The following is a 16,646-nucleotide window of genomic DNA, read 5'->3' as shown; positions in this document are numbered from 1 at the left end:
GGTCAAACCAATGGTAGTTCGGCAACCTCGCTATAGCAAAGAAGAATTTGCTAGGCGTGGAGATTACATCTATCAGAGTCAAGTAAGCCCTTTGGTTGAACCAGGCAATCATGGCAGAATCGTAGCGATCGACATTGAAACTGGGCAGTTTGAGCTGGCTGATGATATTCTCAGTGCTACAAATGGTTTGTTTGAGCGACTCCCAAATGCCCAGCCTTGGATTGTTCGGATTGGGCATCGAGCTGTTCACCGTTTCGGCGCACGGAGCCTCAAACAACATGTATGATGTACGGTGTAGTAAATACAAACTGTGAGGCAACGATTCGGCTAGTCGTTGGTAATGAAAATTCCCAAAGGCGAGTGATTGACGCTGTCATTGATACTGGTTATACAGGTTTCTTAAGCTTGCCCCGCCAAACCATCATTGCCCTAAATTTGCCTTGGACTGGAGTTGAGCGAGGAACTTTGGGTGATGGTAGCGAAGCCACCTTCGAGGTATATGCGGCAACTGTAATCTGGGATGGTGAATACCGAAGCATTCCTGTCAATGAAACTGAAACTGATCCATTGGTCGGAATGAGTTTACTTTACGGCTAAGACTTGCGGATTCAAGCTGTGGAAGGTGGCACTGTCATAATCGAAGCATTATAATCATTTCCCTGTGTTTAACTATTCCCATCAGGTGAGTGTGACCCGATATCTTTGATGACTTCCGCGTTCGGGAATTTCCCTTGAAGGAACGCCGATTGCCTTTCGAGGTCTTGTTTTTGTCTTCTGGTAGAGACTCTGGCGTAGATGATTGTTGGTTTGTTCTTGACTTCTCCAAGCACTGAATCGACATCATAGCGTCGCTGGTTACTTGGGGTTCTAATGGTTTTGATTTTACCCTCCTGCTCCCAGTACCTGAGTGTTCGTTCAGACACTCCGAGGATTTCGCGGGCTTTCCTGGGTGGGACATATCTCATAGTCTCTGCTAGCGCGATTCTTTATAGATGATCACAGAAATTGCCGGTAATTGCAAGGAATTGCCGGGAATTGCTTTAAAAAAATACTTCTATTTTTTGCCGATCGGCGAAGCCGCGCCAAAGGCGATCGCATTTGTGATTGACATGCAGGTCACGCTACGCGATCGCATTTCCATAACTTCTCTTTTAACTATTCCGGTCTTGCCATCACTTAATTAATACAGTGGCTGCAAGTGATTAATTCCGTGGTGGGCAGTGCCTAGCAACACCCAATGCCGCAGCTAATTTTATCTTTTTGATGCACTGCCCACCCTACATCAAATTGGTGGAATGGGCATCAGGCGTGGAACGGGCATCTTGCCCGTTTCCATACTTTTCAATTCTCCTGACTAACCTGATGTTGTGCCAATAGCTGCTCAAATTCCTCAAGGGAGTTACTTTTAAGAGAGTGATCAATCAACTGTTTCAACACAGAGATATCCTCTATTCCATTAATCGCTGCCACCAATTCTGGTGATACCGATTCAAACCGATTTTGTAAAATTTTAACCACTGTCTCTTGAAAACCTTCCCGATAGTCTTGAAGTCCTTGTTGAAGTCCTTGTTCCAGACCCCTCTTCATTGCCCTTTCTTCGACTCGACTAATCAAAGGCATCTGTCTTTCCTCCTGATAACGTTCAAGTTGTTGATTCAGCTCCAGTTCTAACTCTTCCGGTAAAGCCATCATTTGGTCAATACACTGGAACAGCTTCACTATATCGTTTTTACTATAACCTCGTTCAAAAAGTCTCCGAACTAGGTACCACTTCCATCGCTTGCGCTCCATTGGTTGTTTATGGGTAGCTTTGGTCTTTAGATGAGCCATCACCACTACTGCAAAGGGATTAGTACTCGATTCCAACACCTGCCACATTGACTCATAGTTGAGTAATTTAACTATCGGAAATTCTAGACTCAGGCGACAACCTCCCAAGCCATATTCATAGGACGATGGAGACCAAGACGCATTTTCATCTCCCAATACCGCTAAGCTAATCACAGGTTTTTCGTACAGGTCAAATGCCCTGTAATGATATTGGTACATTCGCTTAGCAAAGGTTGATTCTTTTTGGCTTTGTACCTCTACATGAATCAAGACCCAAGTTTCATTTCCACCACAGAGCCACACCTGGAATAATTTATCAGCGATTCGTTTTCCTGATTCAGCAGCACCAACTATCTGCTGTAGCTCTGTATCAAGGGCTTGGGGTGTCTGATTCCAATCAATCAGAGTGTGTACTTGGGGAAAACAAAACTGCAAAAATGACTCAAAATACGCTTGTAATGCTTCTTTCCAAGGATTGTCATAGTCAGCTATGGGTTCGTTCATTTCTATTTTTTAATTCTAGACTAATCCTAAAAACTATCGTTAGCTATCAGCTATCAGCTATCAGCTATCAGCTATCAGCTAGTGGCCTTTGGCCAACGAATGATTACAAACCATCTAACGACAAAGATACAATGAATATCGTTGCTGTCATGGTAATCAGTGTATAAAATTGTATAGTAAAAGAGCAGATTATGGGGAGATTAATACTAAAATTGCTGAAAGCAATCTCTAGAATTTATAAAATAAGTTAAATCGACAATTTAGTAATTTTATGGAATAGGGATGCAGCCAGTAAAAAGGGGAGCCAGTTGCTGATCTGACTCCCCATCTTTTAAAGTGTCCTGTGTTTAACTATTCCGATCAGGTGACTGGTATTAGAAAAGCGATTGACCTTGGCCTTTAGGCCACGCTACGCGAATGGTCACGCTATGCGATCGCTTTTCTATACTGTCGTTCTTTGTGATCAAGCTTCAGCTCCATTTCTTACTATTCCGGTAAAGCTATCATTTGCTAAATACACTGGCTACAAGTAATTAATCCGATCGTGGGCAGTGGGTACCAACGCCCTCCAGCTGATCTTATCTGTCTAATCCACTGCCCACCCTACATAACATCAGCTATTCCGGTCAAGCCATCATTTGCTAAATACACTGGCTACAAGTAATTAATCCGATCGTGGGCAGTGCCTACTAACGGGCTTTCCCAGCTGATCTTATCTGTCTGATGTACTGCCCACCCTACATAAACTTCCCACTGAATGCTGATAGCTGAATGCTGATAGCTGAATGCTGATAGCTGAATGCTTACACTAGGACTAACCCACTTGCCTGTTACCTGTTAGTCTCCAAACTCATCAAAAAACAACCTACGGCTACCTAAGAATAAACCAGGGCTATTCTCTCCAGTAGAAAAAGCAGTGACTCCAAATAAATAAGAACCACTAAACTCAGGATTTTCCTTAGCTCTAACCGAAACTGTAATGGTTTGACCAGGAGCAACCGGTGGATCAAACACAACAGTTACTTGATCCGAGTTAGACGATTCACTACCGCCAATATTAGCCAAGGTCAGGGATGAGCCACCAGCAAAAGTGTCGCCCACAAACCCACGACTCTTTCTCGGATCAAATTTGACTTTCTCGATATTAGTTTTATTCTGGGTAATCGTTACAGCTTGCAAAGACTCTCCAGCATCTTCAGGTAATCTGAGGGTGAATTGGTACGTTGATGGAACCCTTACTCTAGTAAAGCTCGTAGCTGCCCTAACTAAGCGCGGAGCACGGTTAAACACAGTCTTACCATTACCGATTTCAATCGTCTTAGCAGGTAAGCCATAAAGAGTAGTGGGTAGCAATATACCCAATAAAAATGCACCAGAGCCTACAAGACGAGCCTTAGTTAATCCCCAACGTGCTATATTATTAGTCATCTCAATCACCTCTAATCAAGAAAGCGCCCTAAACCAATTGACTGTTTAACGAAAAATTGTTAAATAACAACCAATACCCTTCAACGATAACTACTCTACCGGATTTAATATTTAGGATAAGACTCTCCGGTTAAAATTACGTGATATCTACCTTAGAAAACCATAAGAAAACCGAATATAGCGTTGCTCATACCTATTAGATACAGAGGATTTTTTACCACTCCCCACTCCCTACTCCCCACTCCCTACTCCCTACTCCCTACTCCCTTAACGCCAGCCAAACCAACGCATTACTGGCACTAACAGGTAATAACTCACCCCTAGCCAAAATCCTTGTAATATAGCCAACATAGCAAAAAAAGTCATGGGCTGATAGAAATCCAGTTTACCGGTTCTAGAAAAGGAAAAAATATTAACCACAAATCCTGCTGGCAATAGATGAGATGACACTAGACCCCCAAATACGCCACCAGTTCCTGCTGCCACCACTAAGGCATGAACGAGATTATGACTGGGTAGCCCTAATCCTAGTACCAGGAGCATTACTGTAACCGCAGTAATCCATGGCAGCAACCCCTGGTCAGGTAGATCAGAAACCAATAATACCGTAGGTACCGTTGCCTGCCACATCAACCATCCCAGGCTATAACCAAAAATACCCATTATCCCTGCCACTAAAAAACGCCGCTGCTGACCAAAGCCTCCTGCAGCCGTCAACCCCCAAGCTGTACCTAAGCCAGCCGCCGCAAACAACAGCATTTCTTGCCACATTGTTATTTGCAGCGAAGGCAAGATCATAGACAGTTCCCCAGAGAGCCAATTTGTCACTTTCTCCCCAAGACTTGTCCAATTCAATACCATAAACCCAACCGTTGCACAAAAAACTCCCCCAAAAGCTCCGAGGAACATCTCCCAAACACTATCGAGACAAGCTAGTGCGATGCTGATCACTACTGCTAATAGGAAATGTTTTAGGGATGTGATCGAATGAGTCAACCCTGTCACAGATTGTGTTAGTTTAGGGCTAGATAACCCCAGAGCAGCTACCTGATTTCCTTGAAACGAATAGACTGGTGCTGGGATAGGCTGGTAACTAGGGCTAGGAGTCATACCTAGACGCAGATGAATCTCAATGGTAGTTGTTGGTCGTTGTTGGGGTACTACGCTGAGCATTTCATCTAGCAAGTCCGCCAAGTCATGACTTACCACTGCCTGCTCTCGCCACCGAAATTGACCAGTTACTGGGTCTTGTAAATCCTTCAACTCTTGACCAGTCAGTAAATGAATCATGGTTCGACTCAGGGCATAGAAATCAGCAGCCGGTCCAATGGCTGCACCAGTTATCTGTTCCGGTGGAGAGTAACCTGGAGTAATCAACCGAGTCGAATCATTCTGAGAAAACTCAGAACCCATACTCAATTGTTTAGCTCCCCCAAAATCAATCACCACTAGCTCTCCGGTGGTTTCCCGTAGCATTAAATTTGAGGGTTTGATGTCACGGTGAATCACTCCACAATTGTGCAACACCTGTAAAATTTCTGCTGCCTGGTAGAGCCAGTCTCGCACTAATATCTCTGGACATCCCTGAGGATGATCCCTGAGCATTTGCTCCAAGGTTGAACCGTTGATTTTTTCCATAACCAAACAGTGCAGGTCTGGCTGTGCCTCAACACCTAGATCAACGACAAAATAGCTATCTTGCTCAACTTTGGGAATGCCTGGATGATCCAAACCTTGCAAAACATCTGCCTCTTGCTGAAATAGCTGCAATACCTTCGGTTTAGTATCCAGCAGAACCTTCAGCACCTTTTCTGTCTTCGACTGCAAATCCCAAACGGTGTATATGTTGGCAAATCCTCCTGAACCCAAAAGCTGGAGAGGAAAGTAGCGATTCTTGAGCTTTAACTTTGCTCCACAACCATTGCAAAAGTTGTTATCCCTTGGCTGAGGGTAGGGTGCTGGGCAATTGGGATTAATGCAATGAATTGATTCAGCAACAAATGGATGCACAATACAGCTCAAGAGACATTGTGATTTGATTTTATCGAACTTAGGAATTTTCTGATTAGTTAATTGAAATTTTGATCAAACGACCTTTAACTTTCTCCTAAGCACCACTGGCGGGAAAACTGCCACCGATAAAGTGAATATCACTGAAGGTTTCGATCCACAGACGAGCTCCACAATCAAGAGGGTTATCCGGCTGATACACAATCCGACACGGACCGAGGATTTCTACCTGGTTGCCATAGTTATTGTGGCCACTTCGTTTTACCGAAATCACTGGTAGCCGCTCTTCAGGGCTTTTGTGGTTATTGGAGCCAATTCGATTACGATTGACATTAATTTTGGCTAAAGCCGGAGGACGACTTTTACGCCAAGTTCCTTTCGGTCCCCGGTTCTTCTTGGTGATTTGCGGCAAATAGTTGAACAGGGGAATAATCCAGAATTTACCGCTTTTATAAGCACCCCTTACTCTACCGGACTCAAGCAGTTGCCGTAATCGTCGAGGAGTTATACCCAACAGAGATGCTGCTTCAGTAGTACCAACACACTTGTTCATTTGTTATTTTCCTCTCACTTAGATTACTATTCCGATATCAGTATTATAACTAATCATCAAAGAATTGGCAAGGACACAAGCCAAATTTAGGTGTTAGGTTTTAGGTGTTAGGTTCTGGGTTTTGGGTTTAGTACTTAATACCTAGTACCTAATGTCTAATGTCTAATGCCTAATGCCTAAAGAACTAGACCACTAAAGTACTGGACTACTATGGCCACCTATCCCGGAATTTCCAGCGAAGCCTTCAAACACCCCCTTGACCAACAAGCAGAGCAAGCGTTACGCAGTGTCCCTGGTTTTGACTTAGTTTCTCGTAAGTTTGTGGAATTTCTTTACGAGCGTCCCCAGTTTGTCTATCTGATGGGGAACAGTATCAAAGTCGGACCGCGCCAGTATGCCAATATTTATCACTTATTTCGAGAATGTGTTCGGGATTTAGATGTAAATCCCGAACCAGCCCTATTTGTTAGTCAAAACTCTCAGGTTAATAGCTATGCTTTAGGTCAAGACAATCCTTACATCGTTGTAAACACTGGCTTATTAGACTTACTCAATGAAGCAGAAATTCGTACTATCCTGGCTCACGAATTAGGACATATCAAGTGCGGTCACACCATCTTAATTCAGATGGGTATTTGGGCAATGAATGCTGCCTCTATTTTAAGTGAAATGACCTTTGGCTTAGGGAATATCGTCAGCACTGGCTTACTTTTCGCTTTTTATGAATGGCGTCGCAAAGCTGAATTATCCGCTGACCGTGCTGCCTTACTAGTGATAGATGACCTGAAGACTGTGATGCAAACGATGATGAAAGTGTCTGGTGGGAGTGCTAAGCATCTACAGGAATGCAGTCTTGATGAATTTATCCGTCAATCAGAAAATTATCAAGAACTAGACCAAGACAGTCTCAATCAAATCTATAAGTTTTTACTCTATAATGGTGGTATTAATCGTCAATTTCTGAGCCATCCCTTTCCAGTTGAACGCATACACTACCTGCGAAAGTGGGCAAATTCCGAGGAATATCGCCAAATTCGTCAGGGCAATTATCAACGTGTTACCAAAGAGGGAGCAGTTGACGTTGACTCCAATCCACCATCGAACAACTCAGTGAATGAAGCGGAACAGTTGCAGCGTCAAATCCAGGAATTGCAACGGGAAATTAATCGCATCAAGAAGAAATAATGTCAGCTGTCAGCTGTCAGCCGTCAGCTGTCAGCCGTCAGCTGTCAGCTTACCTGGAAACCCGACTCCCAACTCCGGACTCCCGATTCCCGACTCCCGACTCCCGATTCCCCACTCCCTACTCCCTACTCCCTACTCCCTGCTCCCTTTGCTTGATGTTGAGAATACCAAGTAGAGAGTGCTAAGTGATGTACTTCTAACCAAGAGCAGTTATTTTCCTTGGCTAACTTAGCGCAATCTTGGTATTCTGGGTGGACATTCATAATCGTTTTGTGAGGTGAGCGATCGCTCCAAGCCACTTTCACACTAATTTGGCCATACTTAGTCTGTACCTGCTGGATTTCCCGAGGTAAGATCGCTCTTTGCTGAGTCAGACGTCGCACTCCTAAGGTAGTGGTTTCTCGGAATAATACTGCCTGACAGGCCTCTAGATCTTGAGGATGACAGATGACACTGAGCAGGATACCGGGTCGAGATTTCTTCATGCCAATAGCTTGAGTGAACACATCCACAGCACCAGCGTTAAATAACTCTTGGAATACATAGCCAATGGCTTGAGGATTGAGGTCATCAATTTGAGTCTCTAGGACTGAGATAGTTTCTAGGGAAGAGTTAGCAGAAGAAGAGTTAGCAGAAAGGGGTGACTGGTGTAGGGTTTGTGGGGGTAAGTTTGACGGTTTAACCTTGAAATTGCCAACATTAACAGCTTCTGAGGACTCACCAATCCACAATCGCAACATATTGGGAATGGGTAATTGTCGAGAACCGGCACCATTACCTATTTTTTGGATAGTCATTGCTGGTGGTGAACCAAAGCTAGTGGCTAAGGTAACGGCAATCGCTGCTCCTGTTGGTGTTACTAATTCCCGCTCAATCCCATTACTGTAAACTGGCACCTGACGGGATTCCCACAATTTCAGTACTGCTGGTACTGGCACCGGTAGCCGACCATGAGCTGCCCATACTGTACCGCCACCAGTGGGGAGTGGGGAACAATAGATTTGGTCAATTCCTAGCCAATCTAAGCCTAAGCAAGTACCAACTATATCGATAATGGCATCAGTAGCGCCTACTTCATGGAAGTGAACCTTGTCTGGGGAAATACCATGAACGGCTCCTTCGGCTTCTGCTAGTTTCCGGAAGATAGCAAGAGTCCACTGGGATACTCTTGAGGGTAATTTTCCTGCTGTAATTAATTTTTCTATGTCTGGTAAGTGTCGTGTGGGATGATGATTATGATTCTGCTCAGGTGTACTGATCTCTGTTATGCCTGACCTGTGTTGATGATGGTGTTCATGGCCGTGTTCATGGTGGTGTTCATGGCCGTGTTCCTGTTGATGGTGATCATGCTTATAGTTTTGATCTGGTAAATCTACATCAACTTTGGTTGCCAACTGACCATTGTGGTGTACTTGGCTAAGTCTTAAGTGATACTCTTGCTCAATTCCGAGTCCTGCTAGCTTGTCCACTAAATATTCCCACGGTACACCCGCAGAAACTAGTGCTCCTAGGCACATATCACCAGCAATTCCAGTGGGACAATCTAAGTAAGCTAGCTTTGTCATTCTAGATCTTCTTGATTAAGACAAATTAATTAAAACAAATTAATTAAGACAAAAGGATTTGGAGCAATTCATCCCCCACAAACCCTACAGGTCTATATCAGGGAATTATGGCCAGATCTTGCTAACTATACTGACATCTGAGTCAGAAAAAGCCAAACTGGCAACACACTTAGGTCGGAGTAGTTTTTAATCCTTTGGCAGAACCGTGTCTATGTCTGGCCTTGGTGAATTTTCCCAAGGCTAGGCTTTAGCAATTCAATATTGACGAATTCAACAATATTTATGGCTACTATTTATACTATCCATCCGGAAACACCTCAAATACGTCGAATAGAGAAAATAAGAGAGTCTCTGGAAGATGGTGCAGTGATGCTCTATCCCACTGACACTGTCTATGCCATTGGTTGTGATGTACATGTGAAGTCCGCAGTGCAACGAGTTAGGCGTTTGAAGCAACTATCCAATGATAAACCCCTGACGTTTTTGTGTTCGTCTCTGTCCAATATTGCTAAATATGCTCGGGTAAGTGATCCAGCTTACCGGATTATGAAGCATTTGATTCCGGGACCGTATACGTTCTTGTTACCAGCAACCAAGTTAGTACCTAAGCTGGTGATGAGTCCCAATCGTAAAACTACTGGTATCCGAGTCCCAGATCATAACGTTTGTCAGGCGTTGCTTTCAGCTCTAGGTCATCCAATTATTTCTACCTCAGCTCATCTACCGAATCAGGATGGTGACACTCCAACGGTGGGATTGGAACGGGCTAAACTATTTGATGCTCTCGATGGTCTAGTAGACATCATTGTGGACAATGACTTAGAACCGGGATTTCAAGTCTCAACTATCCTCGACCTGACTAGTTCAGAACCGATGATGGTGCGGCAGGGTTTGGGATGGGATGAAGCGATCGCTTGGATTTAGCTAGTGCTTTAGCTAGTGATTAACTAGTCAGCTCAGGTTGGGAGGAAGCGATCGCTTGGATTTAGCTAGTGCTTTAGCTAGTGATTAACTAGTCAGCTCAGGTTGGGTAATGAGAGCATCAAGCACTACTTGACTACAACAAAACCTTAGTCGTTTACGGAAAAGTCATCACTAGTTCAGTCAGTTTCTGGATTGACCACTCCTCAGGTTTTGGTCATCCTGAATCATCTTGATGGTTGAAAGTATTGAACGCTATATATAGTAAGCATTTCAGCGTTATGTAATCCTACGGAAACTACAGGAGTGCTGGGGGTCACAACTAGTCAGCTTAGAGTAGTCACACACTCACCGAACCAGGGCTAGACTCACGAGTCTACATTTAGGGTGGACAAGGACAAAGGACAGCGGACCACTCCAAGGTTTGTAGATCACATTCACACACATTTCCTCTGTTGCTTGTTTAATGGCAATTCTGTGAATCTATTTTTGGGGGCAATACCATGCAAGTTAAAACGGTTACTAATAATCAAAATTCCGCCACTAACAATCAGGCTCCGGAAATTACTCTAGATAATCAAAACCAAAACTTGACCCAGGTCTTAGTGGAGGAACTCCAGTCGGAAATTGGAACTAAATCCAGGAGTATTCAAGCGGTTGCCCACCGGATCACCTTGGAGGTAGAACGGATTTGTACTAAGAGCGATCGCATCCAGAATTCCGGTGAAATTGATACTTGGAAGTTGAATCTAGCACGTCATCGACTGCACAAATGTCTGTCATACTACAAACTAGGTTCTCGGCAGGGTCGTGTGGAACTCCATAGTAACCTCAGTACCATGGTTTATCGCCATGTGGCACCGTCCCAATCTCAGTTAAACTTTTCTGCTCGATACAATTTGATTGAGGACTTTTTACAGGACTTTTACGCTGAGTGCCTCAAAGCCTTCCGCCGGGAAAATCCTGTCGATTCTGACTACACTCCCCGTACCCAGCTAGAACTAGCGGAGTACATGGGCTTTAGTGAGCAATATGCTAAGCGACGCATTACCCTACGTGGTCGCGGTAGCCAGCAGTTGATTGTACTCAGAGCACAAAGCTTTTCCCGACGTCAGCCTAATGAAACCCCTGTGGATATTGAACAGGCTGTGGAGTATGGTAGGGATGAAGAAGCCCAAGAGCACAACCGTTCAGCTACTGCACAACAGGTACGTTCAAACCTGATTGAGAAAACCATTGACCCCAGCGATGCTGTTTTACGCGATCGCATTATCTCTGAGTTGATCAAATACCTAGAGTCTAACGGTCATAATGACTGTGCTGATTATCTAGTGCTAAAGCTACAAGACCTGGCTGCACCAGAGATTGACGAAATCATGGGTCTGACACCCCGTCAGCGGGATTATCTACAACAGCGCTTTAAATACCATGTAGAAAAGTTCTCTCGTTCAGCTCAGTGGAAACTGGTACACCAATGGCTAGGAGCAGACCTGGATCAAAAACTAGGGATGTCATCGAAGCAGTGGGATATCTTTGTGGCCCAACTCGATAGCCAACAGCTAGCGTTACTGCCCCTGAAACAGGCGCAAAAGAGTGATCAAGAAATTGCCAAAGCTCTCAAGTGTACCCAAAAACAAGTGCAAAAGCGCTGGACTAAGGTTTTGGAACTAGCTTGGAAGACTCGTAACTCAGAAATTGGCCATGGTAATTAGACTTAAATCTCCTTCTGCAACCAAGTAAGGAGGAGAGTTAGGTAAAGCTTAAGTAGTTAAGCCAACACCGACAAAGTATTAAGTTTGCTATGGTTATGTTAACAATTGAAAACTCGTACCGCGTATTTCTATTTATTTTTATTCTAGGTTTTAGGCTAATGGAGTTCGGGATTAGGTACACCAGGGGCAGTTGAGAGCTTTCGTGCTCAAGTCGGGGCGCTTCATACGCTTGTCAGAAGCATAGAGCGATTTAACCTAGAGCGATTTAACCTAGAGCGATTTAACCTAGAGCGATTCAACCATTGGCCTAGACCCTTAAAAGTATTTCGCGGCTGCAGATCCAATCTGGTCAATCAACCTATAGTCATTACAGTAAGTATCTATGGTAGTCAATATTGCTCAAGGGTCTGCTTCACCTAAGATAGCAGCAAAAAATCAACAAGCTCTCCGGCAAGTGTGGGAAACGATTGAGCCTGATAGCTGTCCCTATCGCTACAATTTCCATATGCACACCATTTACTCTGATGGTCGGCTCAAACCGGAAGAGTTGATTAAGCAGGCAATGACCATTGGTCTCAAGGGACTTGCCATCACCGATCACCACTCCGTTGCTGGTTATCAAGTTGCTCAAGCTTGCATAGAAAAATGGCAGCAGGAGTCATCTTTCTGTGATTCATTACCCCACTTCTGGACTGGTGTCGAAATTACCGCCAACCTCCTTAATGATGACGTTCATATCCTTGGCTATGCTTTTGAGCCAGAACATCCTAGTTTAAAGCGCTATTTCACTGGAACCGCACCGACCGGTAATGATGCTGAGGCTGGTGCAGTGATTGATGCTATCCATCAGGCCGGTGGTTTAGCAGTGTTGGCTCATCCAGCCCGTTACCGCAAGTCAGCAGATGAGTTAATTACTGCTATAGCCCACTTAGGCATTGATGGTGTTGAAACTTACTATGCCTACACTAATCCTGAACCCTGGCAACCTAGTCCAAAACAAACTAAGCTTGTGTTGCAGTTGAGTGCTACCTACAATCTATTTAATACCTGTGGCACTGATACTCATGGGTTAAGCTTGCTCAAGCGTATTTGAAACGGAAATCTATTTTGACTTCTGTGGTTGTAGTTGGTATCACTAAACAACAACTTCAGCCGTAAACTGGTATACATTTAGCGATACATTCACAAGTGTCATTTGAGATCTAATTCTCATCTCAGAGGTTGACTGGTTACGGCTGGGTTTTTTCAAGGCTGGGCTATCTTAGGCCGTGGGGGAAATGGGATGCTCCAAAAGAGCCGCTACGGGAATGTAAAAGCAGCAGAATAAAGCATAAAAACTTTCCGCTCATCGATTCGATACATATAAGAATTAATTGGTCAACCTCTATTAATTGACTGATAGTTCAGATTGATGGGACTTTTGGTATCTATCAATACTGTGAATAATTTTATATTTCTGGGAATTATATAAGTATAGCAGTCGCCAGCGATGCAGCGCGGTCTTGGGGAGGCAGCGCGGTCTTGGGGGTTCCCCCCATGAGCGACTGCCGTGGTTTCCCCCACTCGCTATTGCATCAAGACAGGGCAGTTAGGACATGACAAAAGTCTCAAACCTAAGTAAGCGATGCAGCGCGGTCTTGGGGAGGCAGCGCGGTCTTGGGGGTTCCCCCCATGAGCGACTGCCGTGGTTTCCCCCACTCGCTATTGCATCAAGAAGCGCAAGAGTTTGACGGGTGCATCTCATTTTTGCTGTTTGACACAGTGGTGCGTTACGGGGCGGGTCCTCCAAACCCTGGCTACGAGGCGGAAAATGAGGCTCCCCTAACGCACCCTACGCAACTTTTTTACAAAAATGAGATGCACCCAGTTTGACTTCTGACTTCTGACTTCTGACTTCTGACTTCTGCTATAAGCTCTCCTGAGATAGCTCAGGTAGCTAGAGCTTGAGACTATAGCTTCAGCCACGACTATTGAAGCCATTACATGGTGATTGGCAGTCGGAAAATCAGCTGGATAAGTTTCAGCTCAAACTCTGAATTGAGAAAGTGGTGCGACAAGGCGCGATGTTCTGTCGCCAAGGGAACGCGCACCAAGAGATAGGAAGGAAAAAACCGTTTTTGGAGAAGACTATGATTAAGCCAGAAAAAGATTTTTGCTTCTGTACTTTAGCTCTCCGTAGTAAGTATCGCTTTCTTGCCAAAGAACTAGCAGGAGATTTAGAAAAGTATGCTCCAGGAAAATTATTAATAGTTGCCACCGATGATGTCAAGGATTTTGATAACTGTAAGAACGTTTTAGCGTTTAAACACCAGCAAACAGGAATTCTTCATTGTTATCATGACAAACGTTTTGAGGTTGAGAAGGCTTTGTCAAGATTTCCTGTTGCTATACAAATTGATGCTGACACCAGGATTATAGGTAGCTTACCTGAAACCATTGAAGTATTGCCTGGAATTACAGCAGGACATCAAGGAAATCTTGTCAAGCATATACAAAACTATAATCCAGAACGATTAAAGCCCCTTAAACAGATAGCCTCTAAGTTAGATATCTGCTTAGACAAGGCAATTTATATAGGAGAATCTTTATTTTTTGTTTCTAGAGATGGTGGCAAAGAAAAAGAATTTATTAAACAATGGGGTATGATCGGGCGCTATTTTGAGTTACAAGGTATTCATGGTGGCTCAGGTATTACCTTAGGACTAGCTGCTGCTAAAGCAGGATTGACTATTAGCAGAAGTTCTAGCTGGGACAGGATTAATGAAGTCAAAAAACATCTAGATGCTTCTCATGAGAAAAAACAGAAAACGTTTTGGGCTTCCTTGAAACGCAAACTGGGCTATCACTATAATTTTAATCGAGCCAGAATAGCTGCATTAAAAGATTTTGAATTTTACTACCGATAATATACAAGTTATCAATGGGCTGAGGTACTTTCGTTTTAGGGAGTAGGTTTTAGGGAGTAGGTTTTAGGGAGTAGGGAACTTCCGATCAGGGAACTTCTGATCAGGGAACACCTATGTAGTGAGGTCTTGGGGGTAAGCCTCAAGACCTCACTGGCGTGGTTTCCACGGGTCGTTGTAAAATGATTTAGGGTTCCTATATATTTTTTATGGGGAGAGCCTTTCCATTGTATAGTAGTACCAATGAAAAGGATCACTGCAGTTATGGATACGGTCGTTATTCTAGCTTATTTTAATTTTTCAAATAGTGAATCCAGGTATATTGCTCTTGTCAAATCACTAGCTTGCTTAAGGAACCAAAAAGTAGATATAATTCTAGTTTGCTATGGCTTAGATACTGACAGTATTGTTTCCTCGCAGAATCTTAAAATAATCAAGATTCCCTCGGCTTCCGTAATTTGGCAAAAAGAAAGATTCTATAACGTAGCGTTATCCCATTTGAATGAAAAGCATAAATATGTTGTTTGGGCTGATGCAGATCTGCTTTTTAGTAACAAAGGTTGGGAAGAGCAATTAAAAGATAAACTGGAAAACTACCGACTGGTTCAGATCTTCAATCGAGTCGAAGATGTAAAGCTTGAGAATGGCCATTTTTCCCTAACTGGACTTAGCCGCAAATCCGTGGTCACGAGTTTCAATCGCGATATTACAGTTAAGGATTATTTCAGTAAGAGTGGCATCAGCTTAAGTCTTGGATGTAATCCGGGCTTTGGATGGGCGGCAAAGGCAGCCACAATAAGAGAGATAGGCTTCCCCGACTTTATGATTTTGGGGGGTGGCGACAAGGTTTTATTAGCCTCTGCTATGGGATATCATTCGATTTTTGTTAAAGCGCTTTTTTTAAATCATACGTTTTCTAAACTATATCATTCTTGGGGAGACAAAGTTTTTGATACTATTGAAGGACGAGTTTCTTACCTAGAAAATACGATTTATCATATTGTTCAGGGAGATTATAAAAATCGTCGCTATTCCGATCGCCACAAATTAATTCAGGATGATAAGTTTGCGATCGCTGATTATCTTACAATTAATGAATATGGAGCATGGCAATGGCGCAACAAAAACAACGAATATGCTGTAAAAATAAGAAACTACTTTGATGAAAGAGGGGACTGAAGCATTGGAAATCGTCTTTTATGGAACTTCCGGTTGGTTTGACAGCACATCAGGTGCTACTAATTGTGTAGGAGTATTTGTAAATGATAGAGATATTGTTTTATTTGACTTAGGCACTGGGGTTAGAAAAATAGACAGAGAAAGGGTTCGTGATAAAAATGTTACTGTTATGCTTTCACATCTGCATTTAGACCACTGTTATGGGCTACATATTTTACCGATGTTCCGGCCCGCTTCCCTGACAATTGTCATCCATGAAAGTCTAAAGAGTTATTTGGAGACTTTGTTTTCTTTTCCGTTTGTGAAACCGAGAGAGAAACTAAGATTTCCTGTTGAGATTCGAGTGGCTAAAGATACCAACTTGAATTTCGATAATTTTACCATAAAGACTCAAGCCTTAAAACATAATACTCCAGTGATAGGCGCTCAATTGCAATTAGATAACAAATCTATTTGTTATTGTGTTGATACCATTTTATGTGATTCTCTCTTGAGTATAACTAAGGATTGTGATATTCTCATTCTTGAATCTTGCCCGGTTGGAGGAAAGAAAACAAATGGATTTCATCTTGACATAGAACAACTTAAGGCAGTGCTAACTGCTACCCATGCTGAGAAGGTGATCATAACTCATTTTGGGGCTCGACAGTATCCAGATATTGAAACCAAAGAGTTGCTGTTTACATGTAAGAATTCAGGTCATTGGAATCAGGGAAGGATAAGAAACCTTTGTTGGGGAAACGGTAGCCTCAAGAGCTTGTCGGAAAAATTCCACAGCCGAACGACCCTGGACACGGCAGGTTTGGATGACGCTGAGTAAATCCGCTGTTTCCCGAAACCGTTCCATGGAACGGGA

General features: G+C 43.5%; 18 protein-coding genes and 2 pseudogenes. 13 read left to right on the top strand and 7 right to left on the bottom strand.

The features are described from left to right. Positions 1 to 10 precede the first annotated feature (10 nt). Both F6K63_RS08590 and F6K63_RS08585 read left to right on the top strand, forming a co-directional pair. Entirely contained in the window at positions 11 to 286 is a 276-nt protein-coding gene (locus F6K63_RS08590) for a hypothetical protein (protein ID WP_287250508.1), read from the top strand. Continuing rightward, positions 283 to 597 (top strand): clan AA aspartic protease, encoded by a 315-nt coding sequence (locus F6K63_RS08585; protein WP_287311699.1) that lies wholly within the window; start codon positions 283 to 285, stop codon positions 595 to 597. Before F6K63_RS08590 ends, F6K63_RS08585 begins: the two co-directional genes overlap by 4 nt. Before the next feature lie 68 nt (positions 598 to 665). Here the strand turns inward: F6K63_RS08585 and F6K63_RS08580 are convergent, their stop codons facing one another. Further along, complete coding sequence (locus tag F6K63_RS08580) at positions 666 to 965, bottom strand: MerR family DNA-binding transcriptional regulator (protein ID WP_287295796.1); 300 nt, start codon at positions 963 to 965, stop codon at positions 666 to 668. A gap of 27 nt (positions 966 to 992) precedes the next feature. Here F6K63_RS08580 and F6K63_RS08575 point away from each other — a divergent pair, with 27 nt between their 5' ends. Beyond that, positions 993 to 1,184: a hypothetical protein gene (locus tag F6K63_RS08575; RefSeq protein ID WP_287295794.1), complete on the top strand. Its 192-nt coding sequence runs from the start codon at positions 993 to 995 to the stop codon at positions 1,182 to 1,184. 157 nt (positions 1,185 to 1,341) lie between these two features. Here the strand turns inward: F6K63_RS08575 and F6K63_RS08570 are convergent, their stop codons facing one another. Further along, positions 1,342 to 2,334 (bottom strand): RpnC/YadD family protein, encoded by a 993-nt coding sequence (locus tag F6K63_RS08570; protein ID WP_287311697.1) that lies wholly within the window; start codon positions 2,332 to 2,334, stop codon positions 1,342 to 1,344. Between the two features lie 386 nt (positions 2,335 to 2,720). Here F6K63_RS08570 and F6K63_RS08565 point away from each other — a divergent pair, with 386 nt between their 5' ends. Beyond that, positions 2,721 to 2,867: a hypothetical protein gene (locus F6K63_RS08565; RefSeq protein ID WP_287250497.1), complete on the top strand. Its 147-nt coding sequence runs from the start codon at positions 2,721 to 2,723 to the stop codon at positions 2,865 to 2,867. A 304-nt stretch (positions 2,868 to 3,171) separates the two neighbouring features. Here the strand turns inward: F6K63_RS08565 and F6K63_RS08560 are convergent, their stop codons facing one another. From F6K63_RS08560 to F6K63_RS08550, 3 genes are all read right to left on the bottom strand, one after another. Beyond that, positions 3,172 to 3,762: a DUF2808 domain-containing protein gene (locus tag F6K63_RS08560; RefSeq protein ID WP_287250494.1), complete on the bottom strand. Its 591-nt coding sequence runs from the start codon at positions 3,760 to 3,762 to the stop codon at positions 3,172 to 3,174. A gap of 267 nt (positions 3,763 to 4,029) precedes the next feature. Further along, positions 4,030 to 5,772, bottom strand: coding sequence for a serine/threonine protein kinase (locus F6K63_RS08555; RefSeq protein WP_287311694.1), 1,743 nt, complete (start codon positions 5,770 to 5,772; stop codon positions 4,030 to 4,032). Between the two features lie 97 nt (positions 5,773 to 5,869). Then, positions 5,870 to 6,325, bottom strand: a complete 456-nt coding sequence (locus F6K63_RS08550) for a helix-turn-helix domain-containing protein (RefSeq protein WP_008185506.1) — start codon at positions 6,323 to 6,325, stop codon at positions 5,870 to 5,872. A 210-nt stretch (positions 6,326 to 6,535) separates the two neighbouring features. Here F6K63_RS08550 and F6K63_RS08545 point away from each other — a divergent pair, with 210 nt between their 5' ends. Continuing rightward, positions 6,536 to 7,510 carry a M48 family metallopeptidase gene (locus tag F6K63_RS08545; protein WP_008185504.1) on the top strand — a complete coding sequence of 325 codons (975 nt, stop codon included), beginning with the start codon at positions 6,536 to 6,538 and terminating at the stop codon, positions 7,508 to 7,510. Next, positions 7,510 to 7,695, top strand: coding sequence for a hypothetical protein (locus F6K63_RS08540; protein ID WP_131827238.1), 186 nt, complete (start codon positions 7,510 to 7,512; stop codon positions 7,693 to 7,695). The genes F6K63_RS08545 and F6K63_RS08540 overlap by 1 nt, the downstream gene beginning before the upstream one ends. Here F6K63_RS08540 and larC read toward each other — a convergent pair. Then, complete coding sequence (gene larC, locus F6K63_RS08535; RefSeq protein ID WP_287311692.1) at positions 7,636 to 9,075, bottom strand: nickel pincer cofactor biosynthesis protein LarC; 1,440 nt, start codon at positions 9,073 to 9,075, stop codon at positions 7,636 to 7,638. The genes F6K63_RS08540 and larC overlap by 60 nt on opposite strands. Before the next feature lie 282 nt (positions 9,076 to 9,357). Here larC and F6K63_RS08530 point away from each other — a divergent pair, with 282 nt between their 5' ends. The 7 genes and pseudogenes from F6K63_RS08530 to F6K63_RS08500 all read left to right on the top strand — a co-directional run. Then, positions 9,358 to 9,999 (top strand): L-threonylcarbamoyladenylate synthase, encoded by a 642-nt coding sequence (locus tag F6K63_RS08530; RefSeq protein ID WP_008185499.1) that lies wholly within the window; start codon positions 9,358 to 9,360, stop codon positions 9,997 to 9,999. 500 nt (positions 10,000 to 10,499) lie between these two features. Further along, the gene (locus F6K63_RS08525) at positions 10,500 to 11,708 is read left to right on the top strand and encodes a HetZ-related protein (protein WP_287250483.1); all 1,209 of its coding nucleotides are present in this window, start codon (positions 10,500 to 10,502) and stop codon (positions 11,706 to 11,708) included. A 382-nt stretch (positions 11,709 to 12,090) separates the two neighbouring features. Next, positions 12,091 to 12,801 carry a PHP domain-containing protein gene (locus F6K63_RS08520; RefSeq protein WP_287311689.1) on the top strand — a complete coding sequence of 237 codons (711 nt, stop codon included), beginning with the start codon at positions 12,091 to 12,093 and terminating at the stop codon, positions 12,799 to 12,801. Positions 12,802 to 13,379: 578 nt separating this feature from the next. Next, positions 13,380 to 13,580 (top strand): hypothetical protein, encoded by a 201-nt coding sequence (locus F6K63_RS08515; RefSeq protein WP_287311687.1) that lies wholly within the window; start codon positions 13,380 to 13,382, stop codon positions 13,578 to 13,580. A gap of 257 nt (positions 13,581 to 13,837) precedes the next feature. Further along, positions 13,838 to 14,614, top strand: coding sequence for a hypothetical protein (locus F6K63_RS08510; RefSeq protein WP_287311684.1), 777 nt, complete (start codon positions 13,838 to 13,840; stop codon positions 14,612 to 14,614). Between the two features lie 240 nt (positions 14,615 to 14,854). Beyond that, positions 14,855 to 15,790, top strand: coding sequence for a hypothetical protein (locus tag F6K63_RS08505; RefSeq protein ID WP_287311682.1), 936 nt, complete (start codon positions 14,855 to 14,857; stop codon positions 15,788 to 15,790). Then, positions 15,774 to 16,445, top strand: a pseudogene (locus F6K63_RS08500) (MBL fold metallo-hydrolase); the annotation flags it as partial. The gene F6K63_RS08505 and the pseudogene F6K63_RS08500, both read left to right, overlap by 17 nt. A 39-nt stretch (positions 16,446 to 16,484) precedes the next feature. On the opposite strand, the pseudogene F6K63_RS08495 reads toward F6K63_RS08500, so the two are convergent. Further along, positions 16,485 to 16,646, bottom strand: a pseudogene (locus F6K63_RS08495) (IS66 family transposase); the annotation flags it as partial.

The sequence above is a fragment of the Moorena sp. SIO1G6 genome (assembly GCF_010672795.1).
Taxonomy (GTDB): domain Bacteria; phylum Cyanobacteriota; class Cyanobacteriia; order Cyanobacteriales; family Coleofasciculaceae; genus Moorena; species Moorena producens.
Note: the sequence above shows the minus strand (reverse complement) of the source record. Positions and strands in the feature narration are given on the sequence as shown.